The 21374-nt window shown below is 62.9% G+C and carries 21 protein-coding genes; 12 read left to right on the forward strand and 9 right to left on the reverse strand.

The genetic code is table 11. The features are described 5' to 3' along the window. Nucleotides 1-493 precede the first annotated feature (493 nt). Nucleotides 494-2005: a B12-binding domain-containing radical SAM protein gene (locus H567_RS0109245; protein WP_028321186.1), complete on the forward strand. Its 1512-nt coding sequence runs from the start codon at nt 494-496 to the stop codon at nt 2003-2005. A gap of 72 nt (nt 2006-2077) precedes the next feature. Here H567_RS0109245 and H567_RS0109250 read toward each other — a convergent pair whose 3' ends face one another. After that, on the reverse strand, nt 2078-2584 hold the full coding sequence (locus tag H567_RS0109250; protein ID WP_028321187.1) for a response regulator transcription factor: 507 nt from the start codon (nt 2582-2584) through the stop codon (nt 2078-2080). A 495-nt stretch (nt 2585-3079) separates the two neighbouring features. On the opposite strand from H567_RS0109250, the gene H567_RS0109255 reads away from it, so the two are divergent. From H567_RS0109255 to H567_RS0109275, 5 genes are all read left to right on the forward strand, one after another. Then, complete coding sequence (locus H567_RS0109255; RefSeq protein WP_035253905.1) at nt 3080-3685, forward strand: flavodoxin family protein; 606 nt, start codon at nt 3080-3082, stop codon at nt 3683-3685. A gap of 54 nt (nt 3686-3739) precedes the next feature. Continuing rightward, nucleotides 3740-4780, forward strand: a complete 1041-nt coding sequence (gene glk / locus H567_RS24040) for a glucokinase (protein WP_051184667.1) — start codon at nt 3740-3742, stop codon at nt 4778-4780. A gap of 67 nt (nt 4781-4847) precedes the next feature. Continuing rightward, on the forward strand, nt 4848-6935 hold the full coding sequence (locus H567_RS0109265) for a thioredoxin domain-containing protein (protein WP_028321189.1): 2088 nt from the start codon (nt 4848-4850) through the stop codon (nt 6933-6935). A 15-nt stretch (nt 6936-6950) separates the two neighbouring features. Next, a complete protein-coding gene (murJ, locus tag H567_RS24045; protein WP_051184668.1) occupies nt 6951-8534 on the forward strand; it encodes a murein biosynthesis integral membrane protein MurJ in 1584 nt (527 codons plus the stop codon). Nucleotides 8535-8549: 15 nt separating this feature from the next. Then, complete coding sequence (locus H567_RS0109275) at nt 8550-9857, forward strand: MFS transporter (protein ID WP_028321190.1); 1308 nt, start codon at nt 8550-8552, stop codon at nt 9855-9857. Here the strand turns inward: H567_RS0109275 and H567_RS0109280 are convergent. Then, nucleotides 9850-10200, reverse strand: a complete 351-nt coding sequence (locus H567_RS0109280) for a hypothetical protein (protein ID WP_028321191.1) — start codon at nt 10198-10200, stop codon at nt 9850-9852. The genes H567_RS0109275 and H567_RS0109280 overlap by 8 nt on opposite strands. A 617-nt stretch (nt 10201-10817) precedes the next feature. Between H567_RS0109280 and H567_RS28465 the strand changes: the two genes are divergently transcribed. From H567_RS28465 to H567_RS0109295, 3 genes are all read left to right on the forward strand, one after another. Beyond that, nucleotides 10818-10994, forward strand: a complete 177-nt coding sequence (locus H567_RS28465) for a hypothetical protein (protein ID WP_153306119.1) — start codon at nt 10818-10820, stop codon at nt 10992-10994. A 16-nt stretch (nt 10995-11010) separates the two neighbouring features. Next, the gene (locus H567_RS0109290; RefSeq protein ID WP_028321192.1) at nt 11011-11859 is read left to right on the forward strand and encodes a 3-hydroxybutyryl-CoA dehydrogenase; all 849 of its coding nucleotides are present in this window, start codon (nt 11011-11013) and stop codon (nt 11857-11859) included. Nucleotides 11860-12084: 225 nt separating this feature from the next. Further along, on the forward strand, nt 12085-12459 hold the full coding sequence (locus H567_RS0109295) for a response regulator (protein WP_028321193.1): 375 nt from the start codon (nt 12085-12087) through the stop codon (nt 12457-12459). A 71-nt stretch (nt 12460-12530) separates the two neighbouring features. On the opposite strand, the gene H567_RS0109300 is transcribed toward H567_RS0109295, so the two are convergent. Then, entirely contained in the window at nt 12531-13001 is a 471-nt protein-coding gene (locus H567_RS0109300) for a 23S rRNA (pseudouridine(1915)-N(3))-methyltransferase RlmH (protein WP_035253907.1), read from the reverse strand. A 227-nt stretch (nt 13002-13228) separates the two neighbouring features. Here H567_RS0109300 and H567_RS0109305 point away from each other — a divergent pair, with 227 nt between their 5' ends. Continuing rightward, nucleotides 13229-14428, forward strand: coding sequence for an aminopeptidase (locus tag H567_RS0109305; RefSeq protein WP_028321195.1), 1200 nt, complete (start codon nt 13229-13231; stop codon nt 14426-14428). A gap of 109 nt (nt 14429-14537) precedes the next feature. Continuing rightward, nucleotides 14538-15293: a ribonuclease H-like domain-containing protein gene (locus H567_RS0109310; RefSeq protein ID WP_028321196.1), complete on the forward strand. Its 756-nt coding sequence runs from the start codon at nt 14538-14540 to the stop codon at nt 15291-15293. A 5-nt stretch (nt 15294-15298) separates the two neighbouring features. On the opposite strand, the gene H567_RS0109315 is transcribed toward H567_RS0109310, so the two are convergent. From H567_RS0109315 to H567_RS24050, 3 genes are all read right to left on the reverse strand, one after another. After that, a complete protein-coding gene (locus H567_RS0109315; protein WP_028321197.1) occupies nt 15299-16351 on the reverse strand; it encodes a uroporphyrinogen decarboxylase/cobalamine-independent methonine synthase family protein in 1053 nt (350 codons plus the stop codon). Next, nucleotides 16332-17084, reverse strand: a complete 753-nt coding sequence (locus H567_RS0109320; RefSeq protein ID WP_028321198.1) for a tetratricopeptide repeat protein — start codon at nt 17082-17084, stop codon at nt 16332-16334. Before H567_RS0109320 ends, H567_RS0109315 begins: the two co-directional genes overlap by 20 nt. A gap of 81 nt (nt 17085-17165) precedes the next feature. Then, nucleotides 17166-17465 carry an FtsB family cell division protein gene (locus H567_RS24050; RefSeq protein WP_051184669.1) on the reverse strand — a complete coding sequence of 100 codons (300 nt, stop codon included), beginning with the start codon at nt 17463-17465 and terminating at the stop codon, nt 17166-17168. Nucleotides 17466-17656: 191 nt separating this feature from the next. Between H567_RS24050 and H567_RS0109330 the strand changes: the two genes are divergently transcribed. Beyond that, the gene (locus H567_RS0109330; protein ID WP_028321199.1) at nt 17657-19381 is read left to right on the forward strand and encodes a DUF6178 family protein; all 1725 of its coding nucleotides are present in this window, start codon (nt 17657-17659) and stop codon (nt 19379-19381) included. On the opposite strand, the gene H567_RS0109335 is transcribed toward H567_RS0109330, so the two are convergent. The 3 genes from H567_RS0109335 to H567_RS24055 form a co-directional block, all read right to left on the reverse strand. Next, on the reverse strand, nt 19356-19571 hold the full coding sequence (locus H567_RS0109335) for a hypothetical protein (protein ID WP_028321200.1): 216 nt from the start codon (nt 19569-19571) through the stop codon (nt 19356-19358). The genes H567_RS0109330 and H567_RS0109335 overlap by 26 nt on opposite strands. A gap of 87 nt (nt 19572-19658) precedes the next feature. Further along, entirely contained in the window at nt 19659-20618 is a 960-nt protein-coding gene (locus H567_RS0109340) for an ABC transporter permease (protein WP_028321201.1), read from the reverse strand. Between the two features lie 3 nt (nt 20619-20621). Then, nucleotides 20622-21374, reverse strand: a complete 753-nt coding sequence (locus tag H567_RS24055) for an ABC transporter ATP-binding protein (RefSeq protein ID WP_051184670.1) — start codon at nt 21372-21374, stop codon at nt 20622-20624.

Genomic DNA, 21374 nt, shown 5'->3' on the forward strand with positions numbered 1-21374 from the left:
GCACGTTTGCTTGTGCGGCGACCACCAGGTCGCCTCCGCGCAAACGCTTGATCTCCTTGATATTGGCCAAAAATCCTCATTTCCGGATTGGAAACCGGGTTCTACCGCGAAATCATTTCCGGATCGGATCTATCTGAGGCGGCGTGCCGCTTCGGAGAGTGGAGAGCGGGGGCTGCATGTCCATTCGATGGGATTTTCGGGGGGCCGTTGGCCGGAAGGATGCCCCGGGTTCGATAAATGGTCGTTCCGGTTTACCTGGAAGCGAATTGTTTTGCTTTGCCGGCCCCGGAGGGGTAGATTGATCTGAGACTGACGGACATCGATCAAGGTCGAGGCCGGCCCCCGGCGGCATTGGCCGAGGGTGTCTTTGTGAATTTTCGATCAAGTTGCCTGTGCGACGGCCGCGCCCTGCGGAGCGCCGCATGAACGGCACCGATGAAGGTGCAAAGAGCGGGAGGCTGCCCCCTCCGCTGCTTGAAAGGAACGCTGCTTTATGAACGTCCTGCTCGTCTATCCCCGTTTTCCGGATACCTTCTGGTCCCTGCGCTATGCCCTCCGTTTCATCCGCAGGAGCGCCTCCCACCCGCCGCTCGGGCTGCTCACCATCGGGGCCCTTCTTCCCGGAGACTTCGACAAGCGCCTCGTGGATATGAATGTGGAGGCCCTGACGGATGGGGATCTCGGCTGGGCGGACATGGTCTTCATCAGCGCCATGGTCGTCCAGAGGGAGAGCGTGAGAAGCGTGATCGCACGGTGCAGGGAGAAGGGGGTGCCGGTGGTCGCGGGCGGTCCGCTCTTTACGGGAGAGCCTGATGAGTTCAGCGATCTCGACCATCTCGTACTGGACGAGGCGGAGATCACCCTGCCGCTTTTTCTGAAGGATCTCAAGGCCGGGCGGCCGAAGCGGGTCTACCGTTCGGAGGGCTTCTGCAGCATCGAGCAGAGCCCGACGCCTGCCTGGGACCTCCTCAAGATGAAAAAATACGCCTCCATGAGCCTCCAGTTCTCGCGCGGATGCCCCTTCAACTGCGATTTCTGCAACGTAACGGTCCTTTTCGGCCACAAGCCGCGCATGAAGCGGCCCGAGCAGATCACCGCGGAGCTGGACAGCCTTTACGCCCTTGGCTGGCGCGGCAACGTCTTTTTCGTGGACGACAACTTCATCGGCAACAAGCAGTATCTGAAGTCGCGCCTGCTGCCGGCCCTGATCGCCTGGCGTAAGGGCAAGAAGGGCTTCGTGTTCTACACCGAGGCGTCCATCAATCTGGCCGACGACCCGGAGCTCATGCGGCTGATGGTTCGGGCGGGGTTCGACTCGGTCTTCATCGGGATCGAATCACCGGATGAGGCCTGTCTGGCCGAGTGCCGCAAGAAGCAGAACACGAACCGGGACCTGCTTCAGAGCGTCAAGATCATCCAGCGCGCGGGTCTCCAGGTGACGGGCGGCTTCATCGTGGGCTTCGACAACGACACCCGCTCGATCTTTCAGCGCCAAATCGACTTCATTCAGAAAAGCGGGATCGTGACCGCCATGGTGGGCATCCTGAACGCGCCTCCGGGCACGCGGCTTTTCGCGCGGCTGCAGGGTGAAAACCGACTGATCTCGAAGATCACGGGGGACAATGTCGACGGCACGACCAACATCATCCCGAAGATGGGCATTGACAGCCTCCTCGAGGGGTACCGCACGCTGATGGGGCACATCTACTCCCCCAAGCACTACTACCGGCGCGTGAAGGTCTTCCTGAAGGAATTCGGGGTGCCCCGCGCGAAGGCGCCGTTGACCTTCCAGAGTTTCCTGGCTTTTTTCAGATCCTGTTTTCTGCTCGGGGTGTGGGGGAAGGAGCGGTTCCAATACTGGAAGCTGCTTTTCTGGACGCTCCTGCGCAAGCCGCGGGTGGTGTCGCTGGCCGTGACGCTGGCCGTTTACGGGTATCACTACCGGCGGATATGCGAGATGTACATTTTGCCGAAGCGCAAGGCCCTCCCCGCCGGCAAGGTGTGAAGGGACCGCACACAATAGATTTTTCAACACGCTTTCAGGCATGCAAAGGAGCGTCTACACCCGCCCGGGCGTTTACTCGGCGGTGTCGGCGCTCTTTTTGAGCTCTTCGAGAAATTCCTTGAAAAACCTGTCCTTTTCCCGCCAATCGGGTCCGAAATGCTTGTTGAAGGAGTCGCCGAGGCGGGTGAAAAGCCGTTTCCAGACCGGCTTTCCTCCGCCCAGGACCACGTCTTCGAGATAACTGGCGAGCTCAGAGATCTTTTCCTTCGGAAGAAAAGAGAGCGCACCGAGCTTGATGGCGGTCTTGAGGGCGTCGGGCGTAAGGGCGTGCGCCGTGAGCATGACGGTGGGAAATCCCCTGGAAACGGTGTGGCGCAGGAGTTCGAAACCGTTCACCCCCATGATGTCCAGGATGACGATATCGTAGGTGTAGCTGAGGAGATACTGGAGGGCGGTGTCGTAGTCGCCGGCCTTGTGGACGAGGCACATGTCCAGCTCTTCCTCGATCGTTTCCAGGATATCAGGTTCGTCATCCACCACCAGAACAACTTTGTCTTTGAGAGGGCTCGCATCGCTCATGACGGTCTTGCGCTCCTTTCCATCGGGTCGGCGGGCGAAGGGGGGCGGCGGTTCGCGACTCCCCCTGAGAAGCCGGGGTGAATGCCTCGTGTGCCTGCGCTTTCAGCTTTCACCTCTATAGCAGACTTCCTCATGCCAGTCAAAATCAATCATCGGGGTTTTCAGCGACCTTTTTCCCGCGGCTGTCAGGCGGGCCGATTTTCACCGTCGACAGGCTTATCGTGCTACCCACACCCTTCCGCAATGTGTTAGACTGCAGCCATCCGGAAAGGATCTTTTTTGCCCACCCCGGCATCGATCTGCCGCCCTGCTTGTGATGAGGACCTGCAGAGCGCCGCTGCGCAGGGATGTGAAGAAACCGGGGCCCGCCCTGCCGGGGTGGGACTGAGCGCGCAGTGTGTGGATAGACCGGGACCCGAAGTTTTCTTTCCGGATGCAAACGTTTCCCGACAGGAAAGGGCGACATTTCAACGATTGGAAAGGAGGTCGAATTACATGACGGTCAAGATTGTCGGTGTTTGTTGCAGTCCGCGGAAGGGAAAGACCACCCGCTATGCCTTGGATGTCTGTTTGAAGGCGGCTGAAGAGGCCTTCCCGGACGTGAAGGCAGTCGCGGTCGAACTGGCCGGGATGGATATCCGAGGGTGCATCGCCTGCGGGGCGTGCATGAAGAAGCTCGAGTGCAGCCAGGAGGACGATTTCGGGAAGCTTATCCCTACGCTGGCCGACCCCGACCTGGGGGGGCTCATTGTGGCGAGCCCGGTTTATCTCGGTGTGATGACCAGCCAGTGCAAGGCCTTCCTGGACCGGACGGTCATGTTCAGGCGCAACGGCTTCAAGTTCCGCAACGTCGCCAGCGGCGCGCTGGCGGTCGGCGGCTTCCGGAGCGGCGGACAGGAGGCGACGATCCAGTCGATCCACACCGCGATGCTGGTGCATGACATGGTCGTGGTAGGCGACGGGAGCCCGGGGGCTCATCTCGGCGGGACCCTGTGGAGCAACCATCAGGGCGGAATCGAGGCCGACGACCTCGGGCTTGCCACCGCGCGCAGCCTGGGTGCGCGTGTGGCGGAAGTGGCGCTGAAACTGCGCGGGAGATGATGCAGAGGAAGGCGGGTGCCGAACAAAGCCGCGGGCGCCCCTAGAGGGGGGGAAATGGACGGTGAGACCTCAACCGGCATGATGCTCGCCGGCGATATCGGAGGCACCAAGACGGTCCTCGGGCTTTTCAGGCGGGGCGCGGCGAGGCCTGTGCTTCAGGTGTCGGAGACCTGGTTGAGCAGCGCCGCACAAGGGGTTGCGGAGCATGTCGAGCGGTTTCTGGAGCGCCACCCCGCCGAGGTCCAGGGGGCCGTTTTGGCCATGGCCGGGCCGGTGATCGACGGGGTCTGCAAGACCACTAATCTTCCCTGGCGCGTTTCGGAAAAGGAGCTCGAGGCGCGTTTCGGATGGCGCGTCCGGCTCATCAACGACCTGGCTGCAGCGGGTTGTTTCGTGCCGTTCCTCGAAAGCGGTGAAGTCTACGCGTTGAACGAGGCCAAACCGCGCGCCCGCGATGCCATCGCCCTCATCGCACCGGGAACGGGCCTCGGAAATGCCTTTCTGACTTTCGTGGACGGGCAGTATCGGCCGTTCGCCTCCGAAGGCGGACACATGGACTTCGCGCCTGCCGACGAGGAGCAGCTGGAGGTGTGGCGCTGCCTTGCCAGGCGATTCGGCCATGTGAGCGTCGAGCGCGTTGCCTCGGGACGCGGCCTGCTGAACCTGTTCGCATCCCTGAGGGAGATCGGCGGGTACTCCATCCCTGATTGGCTCAGGGACGATATGGAACGTAAAGACCCGGCCCGCGCGATCACCGATGCCGCCATGGAAAAGGGCGAGCCATTGTGCGTCAAGGTTCTGGGGACCTTTTGCTCCGTCCTGGGGGCGGCCGCCGGAAATCTTGCGCTGGCGGTGCTTGCGACAGGCGGGGTGTATCTGGCCGGCGGCATTCCCCCGAAGATCCTACCGGCGCTTGCCGACGGCCGATTCATGAAGGCCTTCGCCGACAAGGGCCGGTTCAGCGGCCTGCTGCAGGGCATCGCCGTGAGGGTCATCCTCAATCAGAAGGCCAGCCTGATGGGAGCCGCCCAGAGAGCGTTCGAGATGGACGCGGCCGCAGCCCCGCGGGCGGGCGGAGACCCGCAGCTTTTTTGAACCCCGGTGCGCATGCCCGGTCGATGCATCGGCCACCCCTCGAGCCGTCGGCGGAAAGGACGCAGTCATGCAGGAGCGGAGAACGAACAGACTGGCCCGGGAGAAGAGCCCCTATCTCCTTCAGCATGCCTACAACCCCGTGGACTGGTACCCCTGGTCGGAGGAGGCCTTCGCCCGGGCGGCGGAGGAAGACAAGCCGGTGTTCCTGTCGATCGGGTATTCCACGTGCCACTGGTGCCATGTGATGGAGAAGGAGTCTTTCGAGGACGAGGCGGTCGCGCGGCTGATGAACGACGCCTTCATCTCGATCAAGGTCGATCGCGAGGAGCGCCCGGATCTGGATCACGTCTACATGACGGTCTGCAACATGATGACCGGCAGCGGAGGCTGGCCGCTCACGATCGTGATGACCCCGGAGAAGGCCCCGTTCTTTGCAGCGACCTACATCCCGAAGGAGAACCGCTTCGGGCGGGTCGGACTGCTCGAGCTGATACCGCGCATCCGCGAGGTCTGGCAGACCCGGCGGGCGGAAGTCATGGCCTCGGTGGGAAAGATCACGGCCGCGCTGAACGGGGTCGATGCGGGTACGGCCGGCGGCGACCTCGGGACCGCGCTGATCGAAAAAGGGTACCGCGAGATCGCCCGGCGGTTCGACGCAGCCCATGGGGGCTTCGGCCCGGCGCCCAAGTTTCCGACCCCGCATCAACTCCTCTTCCTGCTGCGCTGGTGGAAGCGCTCCGGGGATGCCGCGGCCCTGGAAATGGTCCAAAAGACGCTGAGGGCGATGCGCCTCGGGGGAATCTTCGATCAGATCGGCTACGGCTTCCACCGCTACAGCACGGATGCGGAGTGGCTCGTGCCGCATTTCGAAAAGATGCTCTATGACCAGGCGCTGCTCGCGCTGGCCTACCTCGAGGCGTTTCAGGCGACCGGTGTGGCCCTCTACGCGGAGACGGCGAGGGAGATCTTCGCCTATGTGCTGCGCGACATGCGCTCCCCGGAGGGGGCCTTCTACTCGGCTGAGGACGCCGACAGCGAGGGGGTCGAAGGGAAGTTCTACGTCTGGAGTGCGGCGGAGCTGCGGAGCCTCCTCGGGGATGAGGACGCCGCGCTTGCCATGGAATGCTTCAACGCGAAGCCGGAGGGGAACTTCCAGGAGGAGGCCACCGGCCGGAGGACGGGCGGGAACATCCTGCACCTCCGTGAACCGCTCGAGGCCAAGGCGGGGCGGAGGGGCCTTTCCCCTCAGACCCTCGCGGACCGGCTGGCGCGCATCCGGGAGCGGCTTTTCGCGGCGCGGGAAAAGCGGATCCGGCCGCACCGGGACGACAAGGTCCTGACGGATTGGAACGGGCTGATGGCCGCGGCCCTCGCCCGGGGCGCCATGGTCCTGGGCGAGCCGGACTACGCCTCGGCGGCCGCAGCGGCGCTCCGTTTCATCCTGGAGAGCATGGGCGGGGCGGACGGCGCCCTGCTCCATCGTTACCGGGAGGGGGAGGGAGGGATCGGCGCGTTTGTGGATGACTATGCCTTCCTGGTCTGGGGGCTCATCGAGTGCTACGAGGCGACCTTCGATGAAAAGTGGCTGCGCTCGGCCCTGGCGTTGAACGACAGGATGCTGGAGGACTTCTGGGATCGGGAGCGGGGCGGGCTGTTTTTTACGCCAGAAAAGGGAGAGGCCCTGATCGTCCGCAAGAAGGAGATCTACGACGGCGCGGTCCCGTCGGGCAACGCCGTGGCGATGCTGAACCTCCTGCGCCTGAGCCACCTGACGGGCCGGAGCGCCCTCGAGGAGCGGGCGGCTGAGCTGGCGCGCGCCTTTTCTTCGCGCATCGGCGACATGCCCTCGGCCTACACCTTTTTTCTGATGGCGGCGGATTTCGCCGCAGGGCCGGTATCCGAAGTGGTGCTGGTGGGGAGGCGGGAAGACCCCGATCTGCTGGCGCTTCGACGGGAACTGGCGGCCCGGTTCCATCCGAACCGGGTGACCCTCTTCCGGCCGGGCGACGAGGACCGGCCCGAGATCGACGCCTTGACCGGTTTTACGTCCGGCTACCGGATGCGCGACGGCAAGGCCACCGCCTACGTCTGCCGCTCCCAGGCCTGCATGGCCCCGACGACGGAGGCCCGTGAGATGCTTTCGATGCTGGAGTGAAGAGAGGCAGCGCTCTTGAAGACGGCCGCAACCCGAGACTCAGGGACCCACGGCCTCGGCCGTGCGGCCGGGGTGATCAGCGCCTTCACCTTCCTCAGCCGGATCCTCGGGCTGGTGCGCGACATGGTCGTGGCCCGGTTCTTCGGCGCCGGGATGGCCGCCGACGCCTTCTTCGTGGCCTTCCGCATCCCGAATTTCCTGCGCAGCCTCTTTGCGGAAGGCTCGCTGACGATCGCGTTCATCCCGGTCTTCACCGAGTACCTGACCCAGAAGGGAAAGCCAGCGGCCTTCGAACTCGCCCGGACCGTCCTGACGCTCCTGTCGATCATCCTGGTCGTTTTAAGCGTGGCGGGGATCCTGCTCGCCCCATGGATCGTCCGCCTGCAGGCCTTCGGGTTCGGCGGCGAAACCGAAAAGTACGCCCTGACGGTGCTGCTGACCCGCATCACCTTCCCCTACATTCTGTTGATCAGTGTGGTAGCCCTGTTCATGGGCGTCCTCAACTCGCTCCGGCGGTTCGCCGCCCCGGCCGCGGCTCCGATCTTCCTGAACGTGGGCATCATCGCGGGGGCCTACTGGATATCGCCGCGGCTGAGCGAGCCGATCGTCGGGGTGGCCATCGGGGTGCTGCTGGGCGGGTGCATGCAGGTCGGGCTGCAGATCCTGCCGGCCCTGCGCGCCGGGATGAGCCTCAAACCGCGCTGGCGGTTCGCCCACACGGGGGTGAAGCGGATCGGCCTCCTGATGCTGCCCGCCATCTTCGGCTCGGCCGTCTATCAGTTCAACCAGATCATGGGCACCCTGATCGCCTCTTTCCTGCCCGAGGGGAGCATCTCATGGCTCTACTACGCCGACCGGCTGGTGCAGTTCCCTCTGGGCGTTTTCGCGATCGCGATCAGCACGGCCTCCCTCCCCACGCTCTCGGGCTATGCCGCCAACCGGGACTTCGAGCGCTTCGGCCGGACCCTCGAATACGGGATACGGCTGGTTTTCTTCATCACTCTCCCGTCTATGGCCGGCCTCATTCTCCTGCGCGAACCCCTGGTGGAGCTCTTCTTCGAGCGCGGGGCCTTCGACAGCGTGTCGAGCGCCATGACCGCCCTGGCGCTCTTCTACTACTGCCTCGGGCTGTGGGCCTTTTCAGGGGTGCGCATCCTCGTCTCCGCGTTTTACGCCCTGCAGGACACACGGACGCCGGTCAAGATCGCCATCGTGGCGCTCGTCACGAACCTGAGCATGAGCCTCGTCCTGATGGGGCCTTTGAAGCACGGCGGGCTGGCCTTGGCGCTCACCCTGGCCTCCACGTTGCAGTTTGCCTGTCTGCTGCTGCTGCTCAAAAGGAGGGTGGCGCTGCTGGCCTTGCGACCCGTGGGCCGCTCCATCCTGAAGTCCGCCTGCGCCGCGGTGCTGATGGGGGCGGCGATCCTTCTCTATGAGCGCTGGACCCTGCCGATGAGCCTGTGGGGCGCCGGTTTCTGGCCGCTCTTGACGCGCATCGCGGCGGCCATCGGTCTGGCGGCGGGGGTTTATTTCGGGGCGGCTGTGCTGCTGCGCTGCCCCGAACTCGACGCCGTCCGCGGCCTGCTCCGGCGGCGGTAGGGGTTCAGGGGCCTCATGACCACGCCTCCTGCGCGCAGCGAACGATTCGGCTGGTGCGTTTACGACTGGGCCAATTCCGCCTTCGCTACGACGGTCCTGGCGGCGGTCCTCCCGGTCTATTTCGCCGAATGGGTCGTCCCGCCGGGGGGCGCGGCCCTCAGTTGGCTCGGGGTGGATACGCGCTTGAGCGCCACGAGCCTGTGGGGGTATGCCAACGGGCTCATCGCGATCCTGGTGATCCTGACCGCGCCTGTATTGGGTGGGATAGCGGATTTCAGCTCCCGCAAGAAGCTGTTCCTTATGACCGGCGCGTATGCCGGGGCAGTCGCCACCCTGGGGCTCGGGTTCTGCGGCGCAGGGGACGTGCAGGCGACCCTCCTCCTGTTCTGCATCGGACACTACGCCTTCGTGTGTGCGAACGTCTTCTACGACGCCTTCCTTCCGTTTCTCGCCACCGGCCCCGAAATGGACCGGCTCTCCGGTCAGGGGTATGCCCTGGGCTATCTCGGGGGCGGGCTGCTGCTCCTGTTGAACGTCGTTTTCATCCATTTTCACCAGGTCTTCGAGGTGGAGCAGGAGACGGCGGTGCGCCTGTCGCTTGCATCGGCCGGGCTCTGGTGGGGCGGCTTCAGCACCGTGACCCTTTTGACGCTGCGGGAGCGGTCCGCATCCGTTTCCAGGCGGACGGGGCTCGCCTTTTCGGTGCGAGCGGGCTTCGCCTCGCTCCGTGAAGCCGTCCTGCACATCGTCCGGCGGCGGAACCTGCTGCTGTTTCTGGTCGCTTACATGATCTACAACGACGGCGTGCAGACGATTATCAAGATGGCGGCCATCTTCGGCAAGGAGGAACTGGGGCTGTCGAGCTCCACGCTCCTCGGGACGCTTCTGATGGTGCAGTTCGTCGGGATCGGGGGGGCGCTCGGGATGTCCCGGGCGGCGGAGGCGCTCGGGGTCAGGCGGACCATCCTTGGCGCGCTGGCGGTCTGGCTGGGGCTGACACTCTTCGCCTTCCGGATGGAGACGCCGGGTGAATACTGGATCATGGGCCTGGTGGTGGGGCTGATTCTCGGGGGAACGCAGGCCCTGTCCCGTTCGTTCTATGCCCGCCTCGTCGCCCGAGAGCACGCCGCCCAGCTCTTCGGGTTCTTCTCGGTCTTCTCCAAGTTTTCCGCCGTCTGGGGGCCGATCCTGTTTGCGCTGATCCGGCAGCTGACCGGGACATCCCGGCTTTCGATCGTCTCCATCTCGGTCTTTTTCCTGGTGGGCGGGGCGATCCTCTGCTTCGCGAAAGAGGAGCAGGAGGGTGCGTCTGCGCCTATTTGACCCGCCGCAGCCGCTTTCGTTTGAGGGCGCTCGCGAGGAGCCTGAGGATCGGGCCCTCGATGCGATCCCAGGAGGCCTCCGGCGCCTTGATGATTCGGATCTCTTTGGGCTTGACACGGATCTCGGTGATGCCCTGCAGCGTCATGATCTCCTGGACGATCTGTCTGCCGAGCGCCCCGAGGGAGGGCAGCGATTTGGTCTTTTCGGGCGTGTACGGCGCTCTGAACGACTCGACGACCGGGTTCGAGATCGGTTCCTGCGTCAGGTAGGACCGGATCTCTGCATTCGGATGCCGATAAACCTCGATCTCGGGGCCGTCGTCGATTTTTTTTACGTCGCTCATCGCATGTCCTCCATGCTCCGGTTAGGGGTGCGTATTCGTGCGTAAAGGGTCTGCATGGGGAGGCGGGGCCTAGAGCATTGCCGGCCTCGTTGCTGCGCCGGCGCTTGCCGGGTGTCTGAAGAAGTGCGGCCGCAGCCGGGCCGGCGGAAAACCCGGGGGAGGCTTGCACGCTCTGCGGGTGCGCGCTCCATGGCAGGCAGCGGTTGGGGGAAGGGCGCATCGAAGTCCCGGTGGCCGTCTCCAGATGCCCATAGAAGCAGTTTAGCGTTTCATCCCGAAATTTACAATGACCTGCCTGAAGCGGGCCGCTGCACACCGGCCGTGGGTGGAGCGGGTTGAGACGAGGGTGCAGGATGACTGGATGGGCTGAGACGGGATGCTTCGCACCGGCTTCGCGTCAAGTCACCATGGATCGGAGCGGTTTCCGGGCGGGAAACGGCGTCTGTTTCGAAAGGGGTCTGCAAGCACCGCAACAGCTTTCAGGCTGGGAGAATGCCGGCGGATCATTTTCAAGGTGTGGCAAAAAGAGACTTGCTTTTGCCGCCCGCTTGAGCCTATGAAGGAAAGGCTGCGGAGCTTTCTCTCTTGGCCTTTCGAGTCGAGAGCGGCGATGGGGGATGACGGGCGGCGCAGAATCGGCACGCAAGCCGTCTGCGGGCGGCCGGGTCCGCAGCCGGTTGCGCCGGTCGCTGAAGCGCGGCGCTGCAATGGCCGGCGCGCCCGCGGGGGCGGGGTTCGCCCGCAAGGCCGCCACCCGCGGAGGGGTTCAAGAATGCAACATCCATTTCATGTGATCGAGGAGGACGAACGGTGGACATCAGGACAGTGGGAGTGATCGGTTCGGGGCAGATGGGCTCCGGTATAGCGCAGATGGCGGCCGCAAGCGGATACGCGGTGATCATGAACGATGTACAGGATGCGTTTGTAGAGCGTGGCTTTGCGACCATAGAAAAGAGCCTCGGACGGCTCGTCAAGAAGGAGAAGATGAGCCCCGAGGACATGAAGACGATTCTGGGCCGCATCGAAGGTTCGACAGCGCTCGATGACATGGCCCGTGCGGATTTCGTCGTCGAGGCGGCCGTGGAGAACGAGGAGCTGAAAGCGCGGATCTTCGAGCAGTTGGATGCGGTCTGTCGGGAGGAAGTCATACTCGCCTCCAACACGTCTTCGATCTCGATCACCCGGATCGGATCGGTCACCAAGCGGCCTGACAAGGTGATCGGCATGCACTTTATGAACCCGGTCCCGATGATGAAGCTTGTCGAGATCATCAACGGCCTGGCCACTTCGCAGGAGACCTTCGCGACCACCCGCGACCTGGCGGTGGCGATGGACAAGACGCCTGTGCTGGCGAACGACTTTCCGGGTTTCATCAGCAACCGCGTGCTGATTCCCATGATCAACGAGGCGGTCTATGCCCTGTTCGAAGGGGTGGGGACGGCCGAAGACATCGACCAGGTCATGAAACTCGGGATGAATCACCCGATGGGGCCGCTGGCCCTGGCGGACCTGATCGGCCTCGACACCTGCCTCGCCATCATGGAGGTCCTGCAGCGCGGGCTAGGCGATGACAAGTACCGCCCCTGCCCCCTGTTGAGGAAATACGTCGCCGCGGGGTGGCTCGGCCGGAAGTCGGGTCGGGGCTTCTACGTCTACTGAGCGGAGCCGGGGGCAGTGCTTTTTCCGCGGGATCTCCACGAGCATGCGATCCGGCCGGTCGGCATCCTCGAGGCCTCCGGGAGATAGAGGAGAGGGAGCCGCCGGGTCCGGCCGGCGCACCCCTCTTCAGGATTCATAACCTTTGCAAAAAAGAATCGGTTGCTTTATAGTAACCGGCATCGGGTGAGGAAATCCAAGGTCCAATTCAGATAAGGAGACTTGCACATGGCAAAAATCCTGATCGTCGATGACGAGGAACATATCCGCTATCTTTATTCCGAGGAATTGACCGAGGCCGGATATGAAGTCATCACCGCTGACAGCGGGTACAAGCTCCTGGAACGAATAGAGAACGAGAAGCCCGACCTGGTGGTGTTGGATATCAAGATGGTTGACTACAACGGGCTCGATCTGCTCCAGGACATCCGAAACAAATTCTACAATCTGCCTGTCGTTCTCTGCACGGCTTACGATACCTTCAAGGAAGACATGAAGTCCATCGCGGCTGATTTTTACGTGATCAAGTCGTTCGACTTGACGGAGCTCAGAAACAAGATCGCCATGGCGCTCGAATCGAGGCAGAACAACTCAGGGGATTGACCAGCCCTGACGGGAGATGTTCCTGGCCGGCATGAGGTGCAGCCGTGCCCGCAGCGGGCGAGGGACACGGACTATTTGTGGTATTTGGTGCCGTTTATAATGGTGAATGCCCGATAGATCTGCTCGAGGAGAAAGACCCTGGCCATCTCGTGCGTCAGGGTCATTTTGGAAAGGGAAAGGATTTCATGGGCCGCATCTCTGACGGCTGAAGAAAGCCCGAGCGGACCGCCGGTGACGAAGATCAGGTGGCTGGTCTGCATATAAAGCGCTTCGAGGCGGGAGGCGAACTCCCGTGAACTGAACATGCGGCCCGTACGATCGAGGGCGATCAAGGCGGCCTGAGCCGGGACCCGTTTGAGGATGGACTCCCCTTCCAGGCGGATGATTTCCTCATCGGGGCGGGACTTGGAGGCCTTCTCAGGTTTGACGACGATCCAGTCGGTCTGGGTGTAGGGCTTGAGCCGCGCCAGGTAGAATGCTTCGGCATCGCGCAAGAAAGGGGCCCTCGTGCGATCCACCACCACAAAGCTTATCTTCGGCATGCCTTCACTCCTTTCCTGGATTCCTCGCGGCCGCCTTGTCGCCGCGGAAGACTGACCGACCGCGCGGACCTTTCCGTATTGCCTCCCGATGCCATTCGGCCATCGACTGAAGACTATCACACGCGTTTCGGGGTCTGCAACCGCCGACTGGGCTTGGCGGATCTCTATTTGCGGATTGGAAGCTGGTTTGTACCAGGAAATCATTTCCATTCCAAGGAAGGACGAACATGTTCAGCAAGGATCAGTTGGAACGATATTCCGATGTGCTCCTCTGGGGTTTGAAAACCGCGCGCAGGGAGCCTTATGCCAAAGGCGATCTCATATTGCTTCGCTTCGATCTGTCCGCCATCCCGCTGGCGGAGGTCATGCAGGGGAAGCTGTTGGATTCCGGCTACAACCCGGTTCTCAGGCCGGGAGGCACACCGGTGATGGAGCACCAGTTTTATGAGAAGGCGAATCAGACGCAGTTGACCTTCATCCCGCCGGGCGAAGTGGATCTTTTCAGGGCCCTGAACGGGAACATCTTCCTGCACGCGCCGGCCTCGCTGACCCATTTGAGCGACATCGACCCGAAAAAGATCGGGAAGGCGGCGGTGGCACGCAAACCTCTGCGGGAGATCCTCGACGGGCGCGAGGCCGAAGGACGTTTCGGCTGGACCCTTTGCACCGTGCCGACCGAGGAGCTGGCGCGCCAGGCGAGGGTCTCGCTCGAGGAGTACTGTGACCAGGTGGTGCGGGCCTGCTACCTCGACCGCCCCGATCCGGTCAAGGCCTGGCGGGAGATCCACCGCGAGGCCCAGGCCATCAAAGATTGGCTGAATGGCATGGAGGTCGAGGCCCTGCACATCGAATCCGACCACACCGACCTCATCGTCAAACCAGGCAAGATGCGGAAGTGGATCGGGATCTCGGGCCACAACATCCCGAGCTTCGAGCTTTTCCTGTCTCCGGATTGGCGGGGCACCACCGGGATCTACTACGCGGATCAGCCTTCCTTTCGGAGCGGCAATTACGTCGAGGGGGTGCGCCTGACCTTCGAGAGGGGCGTCGCCAAGACGATGGAGGCGGAAAAGGGGGGTGAGTTTCTGCGCAAACAGTTGACGATGGACAAAGGGGCCTCCCGGGTGGGGGAATTCTCCCTGACCGACAAGCGTTTTTCGCGGATAGACCGCTTTATGGCCAACACCCTCTACGATGAGAATTTCGGAGGCGAGTTCGGCAACTGCCACCTGGCGGTGGGGGCCTCCTACGCCGACACCTTTGCAGGCGACCCGGACACCTTGACGAAAGATCTCAAACGGAAGCTCGGGTTCAACGACTCGGCCCTCCACTGGGACCTCGTCAACACGGAGCGCAAACGGGTGAGCGCCGTGCTTGCCTCCGGGCGGCGCACCGTGATCTACGAGGATGGACAGTTCCAGTACTAGCGGAGTCTTTGAAGAAGTCCGCCGCTCAGCGGGCAGGGAATGGCGCCGAAATGCAAACCCTGCGAACCCCCGCGGAGCGAGGCGCAAATGATGAGGGTGCCCGGTATCGATGCTTCAGAACACCTTTCTGCATATCCAGGGGATCGGCCCGAAGACGGAAAAGGGCCTGTGGCGCCGCGGCATCCGCTGCTGGGACGACTTTTTGCGCCGGAGCGGCACCGTCTTCTCGGATGCGAGAGACCGCTACATCGAGGAGGAGATCAGACGCTCGGCTGACCACCTGGAGGATATCCGCTTCTTTGCGAGGCGTCTGCCGCCGGGTGAACTCTGGCGGCTCTTCGGCGAGTTCAGGTGCCGGGCGGTCTACCTCGATATCGAAACGAGCGGCGGGCTCGATGGGATGGATGAGATCACCGTCATCGGACTTTACGATGGCAACCGGGTCTTTTCCTTCGTGAACGGGCTTGATCTGGACCGCTTCGAAGAGAAGGTGTGCGCCTACGACCTGCTGGTCACCTTCAACGGCAGCCTGTTCGACGTGCCGTTTATCCGGCGCGCCTTCCCGCACATCTGCCTGCCCCCGGCCCACATCGATCTGCGCTTCGTGCTGAAGCGGCTCGGATACAGCGGCGGCCTGAAGCGGATCGAGAAGGCGCTCGGGGTCGGCCGGGATTCAGGAGTCGACGGGTTGAACGGCTATGATGCCGTGAGGATGTGGCGAGCGCACCGGGAGGGGCGGGAGGGGGCGCTCGAGCGTTTGCTTGCCTACAACCGGGCGGACATCGTCAACCTCGAGCCGCTGATGGTCCTCTCATACGAGCGTCTGAAAAGGGAGAAGACCGGGGGCGCCGAGCCTGCCCTTTGAAACGCTCACCTTTCCGTCCAATCCCGTGACAGCATCCCCAGGAGTTCCAAGGCCTTGCGGGCCTCCCTCTCCGTCATGCTTCCCATCCCGCAGGCGGGTGTGAGGAGGGAGCGCTGCGCCAGAAGACTGCGGTCGATCCCTTTTTCCTCCAGGTAGGCAAGCCCCTTCCTGAGGCGTGATGCCAGCGAGTCGAAGGTTGCTTCCATGACGGCGGGCGATGTCGGGACGATCCCCCAGGCCACCGCTCCCCCCGCCAGCAGGAATTTCCGAATATGATCGGGATAGAGGAGGAAATAGTCGAGGTGTTCGAAGGCGTCGAAATTGACGATGTCGGGTTCCGCCTCCAGGATCATGGACCAGTCCGTGTTGCCGCAGCAATGGATCCCTATCAGCGTGTCGGTGTGCGTCCTAAGATAGTCGATCACGATGCGCAGGAGTTCGATGACCGTCTCCCGCTGGATCGGGGAGAAGGCCGAGCCGAAGCCGGAGAGATAGGGCTCGTCCAGGAAAATGACCGGTTGGCGGCCGGAAGATGCCAGCGCTCCGACCTGCCAGCGCGCTTTAATGGCCAGGGCGTGGGTCAGGGCTTCGAGCAGTTCGGGATTGTGGAGGACGGATGTGCCGTTGGTGTCGCGGATGCCGGCGGCGAAGGTGACAGGGCCGACCGTCTGCCCTTTGAAAAAGCCTCCCTCGTCCGCGGGACGATCCGCCAAGGAATCTGCCATCCAGTAAAGTCCGGGGGCATATTCCCGGCTGAGGGCAAAGGCCTCCACGTCGTGAGACATGAACCGATCGTAGAAGGCGACCAGTGCGTCGGCCTGCGGAGTGTCCGAATCGATGGCCAGGGAACGGTTTTCCAGGTCCGCCGAGAGGAGCGGCATCCCTTCGCTGAACTGGATGGACATGTCCTCGACCGGGCTTCTCCTCGGAAACTGGGGCCAGAAGGGCATCCGCGGCGCCTCCCGCAGGATTCCGTTGCAGGTCGAGGCGATGTCCGTGAAGGGAACGCTGCCGATTCCCGTGGCGATGAAGTGAAAATCAGGTGAGTGATTCTGCATGCGCTTTTTTCCGGATCCGTTCGAGCCATCCCTCGAGGGCGGCGATGTGCTGTCGTTTGCGCTGTTCCTTCCGCCTCTGCCGTTCGAGCTTCGTCTGCAATTCTTCCAGGCGCCGCCGTAGGCCCGAGTCACCGGGGTCTGCGGCGACACAGGCGGTGTAGATGCGGACGGCCGTCTCGATATCGCCCTGGTTCAGATAGATCTCCGCCAGGGTCGGGCTTGCCAGGGTTTCTTCGTCCCCCTCTTCGCCGACGGGGACGTTTTCGGCCTGCGGCTCGCTGGGGGGCAGGCTGAGGGAGCGCAGGGCGGCGGCCAGGTCTTCGTTCTCGGGGAGGGGCCGGCCCGAGGCCTGCTCGACGGCGCTTCCGATAGGCGAGGCGTCAGGGTCGAGGGCCAGATAAGCCTCGATCGCCCGCTGAGCCTCCCGGCTCCGCCCCCGGCGTCTGCAGATATCCGCCTTCAATGGGAAGACGCGGCCCAGGCTTCGCAGGGAACGCTCGATCTGCTCCACCTCCCGCTCGGCGAGGGTAACAAACCCGGCTTCCAGCAGTCTTTCGGCGGTGAACAGTCTCAGAGCGAGGCTCTCCGGATGCCGGTGCAAGGCCTCGAGGGCCTCCTGGAGCGATTCTCTCACCCGGCCTGCGGCGTGCAGCTTCTCCAGGATTTGGAGGGCGGCTGCTTCCGGCGGCCCTTGGCGAAGAATGGTCAGGAGAAAGTCAAGATCGTCGGGCATGGCGCAAAGAGTCCTTCCGAAAGCGGCAGGGGCGGGGCAGTCTGCGGGCCGGCTCCGCCGGAAGTGCGGAGGGCAGGAGCTTCAATCCGCCTTTTCTTTTTTGTCGAACCGGTATATGATTTCGTTTTCCTTGAGGAGGTTTAGTTCTTTTCGGGCGATGGTCTCCAGATAGAGCATATCGGTTTCAAGGCGGTTGATCTCGTCCATCAAAGCACGGTTTTCCTGGCTCAGCCGATCATTGATTTCCCTCTGCGCGTCGCGGTCCTGCCTGGCCTGGTAAAGACGCAGAAAGCCTTCGCTGCCCAATCCCAGCCACAGCAGGATAGGGGCGATGATGGAGACAGCCAGAAGAGGGATTTTTAAAAGTCCTATAATCTTCAATGGCATAGCCTCGATCAGTGCCTGTTCGAGTTCATGCCGGAACGTGTACCGGACCGGAAAAGGCCCGATTCCCGGCAGGGGGTAAAGCTGTTCTGCATGGGGTTTTCATAGCACATCCCGCTGTGGAGTACAAATGCTAAAATGGGCATGCCGTTCGATCCGGGCAGAGGGAAAAGAGGAGCGAGGCGATCATGGGATCAGATGATATGAAAACCGTTTTGCCGGCGGACCGGCCGCCCAGGGGAGGGGCTGATCTCCTTGCGCTCGAGAGGGACAAGGGCGGCCTTCTCCCTCTGCAGGTCCTGTCGGGGTCGGAGCTGATCAACCGGGTGCTGGCGATGGACAGCCCCGAAGCGTATGTCCAGGATCTTTCCTCCGAAGACCTTTACTGGCTGGTCAAGAAGGTGGGCGCGGACGATGCCGGCCCGCTGCTCCAGTTGGCATCGGAGGACCAATGGCAGTACATTCTGGACCTCGAGTTATGGCGGAAGGACAGCCTGGAGCTGGAGGCGGCGGATCGATGGCTCGCACGGCTGCAGCAGGCCGATCTCAGGCGCCTGACCCGCTGGCTGGTGTCGGAGGAGGGTCAGAGCCTGGGCTACCTCTATTTTTTCAGGCGCCTGGAGGTGCTGGTCAAATCTTCCGATGAGGATCTGGAGATCCCGGACGGTTTTTTCACCCTGGACGGTATTTTCTACCTGCGCGTACCCTGGGAGGAGGCGCGGCAAGCGGTCACCGCGATCCTGCACACCCTTGCCGCGAACGACTTCCAGAAACTGCAGGCGCTGCTCGCGACACTGGGGGGCGTGATTCCGGCCGAACTCGAGGAGGGGATGTACCGGCTCCGGAACGTCCGCCTGGCCGAGCACGGGTTTCTGCCTTACGAGGAGGCCCTGGCCATCTACGCACCTCTGGATCCGCGGTTCCTCGCAAGACCGGACGACGCGGAAGCCCCTGCGTTGGGGCTGCCGGATTGGGTCCTCGAGGAGGAGCCGCTCCCGGTGGCGCCGCTTTATCACGGCGGGGTGAAAGGGCCCCTCGCCGAGGCGCTCTCGCATGCGGATGACCCGGTGTTCCTGGAGCGGATGCAGATGGAATTCGCTGGACTCTGCAACCAGATCGTCGTGGCCGATCGGATGACGAGCTTCGAACTGGAGGATCTCATCCGGGTGAGCCGTAAAGGCGCGGGGTACATCAATATCGCCCTGGAGCGGGCCGCCTCCGGGGACCTGGAGCGGGCGCGATCCCTGATCGAACGGAACACTCTGGCGGCGCTTTTCAGGGCGGGTTTCGGCGAGGTGCTGAGCCTTCGCTGGGAGGCCGAGCGCTGGACGAAGGAAAGCTGGTTCGCCGGCGAGGGCCTTCAGCCCGGTTTTTGGGGGGAAGTCTGGGGGGGAACGCTTTCAGCCGTGCTCGAACCGAGGCCGCGTTTCTTTGCTGGGATCGGTGCAACAGAACACGTCCGGGATTTCCACTGCCTCGAGGAGGTCGAATCGGCCCGGCGGAGCCTTGGGTTGCTGAAGGTCCTCGACAGGCTTCTGGGAAGCATTTCCGAAGGGTGTGGGCTGGACAGACGCTTGCTTCGCGCCGAAGCGGCAGCCTTCGAACCGATCCTTTTCAACCCCTTCGCCTATGTCTGCCTGGGGCTCGAACCGTCGCTCGAACCGCTTCCGGTGGAGCAGGCACGGGCATGGCTCAAGCGGCTCGGAGGCTCCGCCCCGATGGCCGCCTTCGAAGATCTTTTCATAGCAACCATGACAGGATACGCCGCTGGATTCAGCGAGGCCGATCTCCAGACCCTGGAGACGGCGCTGCGGACGCTGTGGCATGAGTTCGAGGAGGAATACGGGCAGGTTTCCCCTGAAACGCTTTCCTCCCGTTATGCCCCTTTTATTTGGATCGAGTCCGCTCCCTGAGACTCTCTTCGGTAAAACAGGCCGAGCAGGCATCGCCCCAGCAGGCGAACGTCCGGTTGTCTTTGAAGACCTTCGCGTGCTGGTAGCCCTCTTTTTCGAGCGCCTTCAAGGCCGCGACCGGGATGGAGAGGCCGTCGATCACGACCTGCTCGCCGTTTTTTTTGCCTGCCAGGAGTTCCGCAATCTTCATCGATCTGTCTCCTTGATCCTTTGGGGTCGTTGACGATGATCTACGAAGGGGTTGGCCCTCACGGCCCGCTGCCCCTCCGGGGCCGGTTCAGGTTCTGATCTCCTGCGTCATGAAGATCAGGTAAGAGACGGCGAAACAGATAAGCGTGACCGCGATCAGGACCGTGACGTGGGGAAAGACCACGAGAAGGCTCTGGCCGAGCGGCAGCGGGTTCTGAAAGCGGGAGAGCGAGAGCTGCTCCATGTAGCCGAGGAGGACCATTTTACGGGTCGTCTTGCGCATCGGATCGATGACGGTCCCGGCGGCATCCGTGTACAGGACCATCGGGGAAGTCAGGGTGAAGAGCTCCTTGATCCGGGCATGCCGCATCGCCGCCTCTGCATCCTGACCCTGCGGGCCCTCGATAGGCGCGGCGACGCCCGCCGCCACGTCCGCTCCAAGGGAGATGAAGAAGGACAGGAAGATCCAGAGGGCCACCGATGCCATGGCGGAGGTGGCGATTCCTTTGAAAAGGATTGAAAAGAGGATCGCAAGACCCAGCCAGAACGCGACGTAGAAGAGGCTCAACATCAGGAAGACGGCCAGCCGGAGGATCTCCTCGACCCCCGGGACGATGCCGAGCAGGGTGATCCCGAAGCCCGAGATGATGAGGACGATGCTGAGGAGCATGACGCCGATCACGGTGACCCCCGCCAGGAACTTGCCGTTGATCACGGCGTCGCGGTAGATCGGCTGGCTCAGCACCTTGATGAGGGTTCCCTGGGCCCGCTCGCGGTTGATGGCGTCGAAGCCCAGCACGAGCCCGATCAGCGGACCGAAGAAGGCCACGAACTGAAGCATGGAAAAAAGCGCCCCGGGCGTGTTGAAAAGCATCAGGAAGACGAACTTGGGCCGTGCGATGCCCTCCAGGTTCTCCCTGAGGGTGACCCCGGCCATGTAGCTGGTGATGAAGCTGACCATCGCGATCATGGCGAAGAGGATCACGAAGCGGTAGCTGCTGAAGTGGTCGCTCAACTCCTTGCGGTAAACCGCCCAAAGCCCCTGCATATCTCACCCCTCCTTAAAGTACTTGAGGTAGATCTCTTCGAGGGAATACCGGCTGCCGCCAAGTCCGAAGGTCTGCTCGGCCAAAGCGTCGATGGGGCCTGAGGCTACCATGCCGCCTTCGATCATGATCCCGACGCGGTGCGAGATCCTCTGGACCTGGTGGAGATTGTGGGAGGACAGAAGCACGGTCATGTTCCTCTCGCGGTTCAGGGCTTCGATCAGTCCGGTCAGGCGGGCCGCCCCGTCGGGGTCGAGGCCCAGGGTCGGTTCATCCAGGAGGAGCACCTTCGGATCCTTCAGGAGGACTTCGGCGATCCCCAGACGTTGGCGCATCCCGCGCGAAAAGAAACCGACCTTTTTCCGGGCGGCGGCGGCCAGACCCACCTGTTCCAGCAGTCCGGGGATCACGCGGGCGGCGTCGTCAGGGGATCTTCCGTTGAGGGCGGCGATGTAGGCGAGGCTTTCGACTGCGTCCAAGTCCCCGTAAAATCCAACGTTTTCAGGAAGGTAGCCCACCAGCTGCTTGACCGCGCGGGCCCGCCGGACCGGGTCGAGCCCACAGACCTCGACCGTGCCGGCCGTCGGCACGGTCAGGCCGAGCAGCATGAGGAGCGTGGTCGTCTTCCCGGCGCCGTTCGGGCCGAGGAAGCCGAAGATCTCGCCTTCCCGCACCTCCAGGCTCAGCGAGCGCACCGCTTCCTGCCCGCCGTAGCGTTTGGTGAGGCCTTCGGTCCGGATGATCGGTCGCCCTTCCAT

The sequence above is a fragment of the Desulfatiglans anilini DSM 4660 genome, from assembly GCF_000422285.1.
GTDB lineage: Bacteria > Desulfobacterota > DSM-4660 > Desulfatiglandales > Desulfatiglandaceae > Desulfatiglans > Desulfatiglans anilini.

Excerpts from the sequence above, each read along its gene's own strand:
- H567_RS0109245 (WP_028321186.1), top strand. The coding sequence starts at position 494 with ATGAACGTCCTGCTCGTCTATCCCCGTTTTCCGGATACCTTCTGGTCC.
- H567_RS0109250 (WP_028321187.1), bottom strand. The coding sequence starts at position 2,584 with ATGAGCGATGCGAGCCCTCTCAAAGACAAAGTTGTTCTGGTGGTGGAT.
- H567_RS0109255 (WP_035253905.1), top strand. The coding sequence starts at position 3,080 with ATGACGGTCAAGATTGTCGGTGTTTGTTGCAGTCCGCGGAAGGGAAAG.
- glk (WP_051184667.1), top strand. The coding sequence starts at position 3,740 with ATGGACGGTGAGACCTCAACCGGCATGATGCTCGCCGGCGATATCGGA.
- H567_RS0109265 (WP_028321189.1), top strand. The coding sequence starts at position 4,848 with ATGCAGGAGCGGAGAACGAACAGACTGGCCCGGGAGAAGAGCCCCTAT.
- H567_RS0109275 (WP_028321190.1), top strand. The coding sequence starts at position 8,550 with ATGACCACGCCTCCTGCGCGCAGCGAACGATTCGGCTGGTGCGTTTAC.
- H567_RS0109280 (WP_028321191.1), bottom strand. The coding sequence starts at position 10,200 with ATGAGCGACGTAAAAAAAATCGACGACGGCCCCGAGATCGAGGTTTAT.
- H567_RS28465 (WP_153306119.1), top strand. The coding sequence starts at position 10,818 with ATGACGGGCGGCGCAGAATCGGCACGCAAGCCGTCTGCGGGCGGCCGG.
- H567_RS0109295 (WP_028321193.1), top strand. The coding sequence starts at position 12,085 with ATGGCAAAAATCCTGATCGTCGATGACGAGGAACATATCCGCTATCTT.
- H567_RS0109300 (WP_035253907.1), bottom strand. The coding sequence starts at position 13,001 with ATGCCGAAGATAAGCTTTGTGGTGGTGGATCGCACGAGGGCCCCTTTC.
- H567_RS0109305 (WP_028321195.1), top strand. The coding sequence starts at position 13,229 with ATGTTCAGCAAGGATCAGTTGGAACGATATTCCGATGTGCTCCTCTGG.
- H567_RS0109310 (WP_028321196.1), top strand. The coding sequence starts at position 14,538 with ATGCTTCAGAACACCTTTCTGCATATCCAGGGGATCGGCCCGAAGACG.
- H567_RS0109315 (WP_028321197.1), bottom strand. The coding sequence starts at position 16,351 with ATGCAGAATCACTCACCTGATTTTCACTTCATCGCCACGGGAATCGGC.
- H567_RS0109320 (WP_028321198.1), bottom strand. The coding sequence starts at position 17,084 with ATGCCCGACGATCTTGACTTTCTCCTGACCATTCTTCGCCAAGGGCCG.
- H567_RS0109330 (WP_028321199.1), top strand. The coding sequence starts at position 17,657 with ATGGGATCAGATGATATGAAAACCGTTTTGCCGGCGGACCGGCCGCCC.
- H567_RS0109335 (WP_028321200.1), bottom strand. The coding sequence starts at position 19,571 with ATGAAGATTGCGGAACTCCTGGCAGGCAAAAAAAACGGCGAGCAGGTC.
- H567_RS0109340 (WP_028321201.1), bottom strand. The coding sequence starts at position 20,618 with ATGCAGGGGCTTTGGGCGGTTTACCGCAAGGAGTTGAGCGACCACTTC.
- H567_RS24055 (WP_051184670.1), bottom strand. The coding sequence starts at position 21,374 with ATGGAAGGGCGACCGATCATCCGGACCGAAGGCCTCACCAAACGCTAC.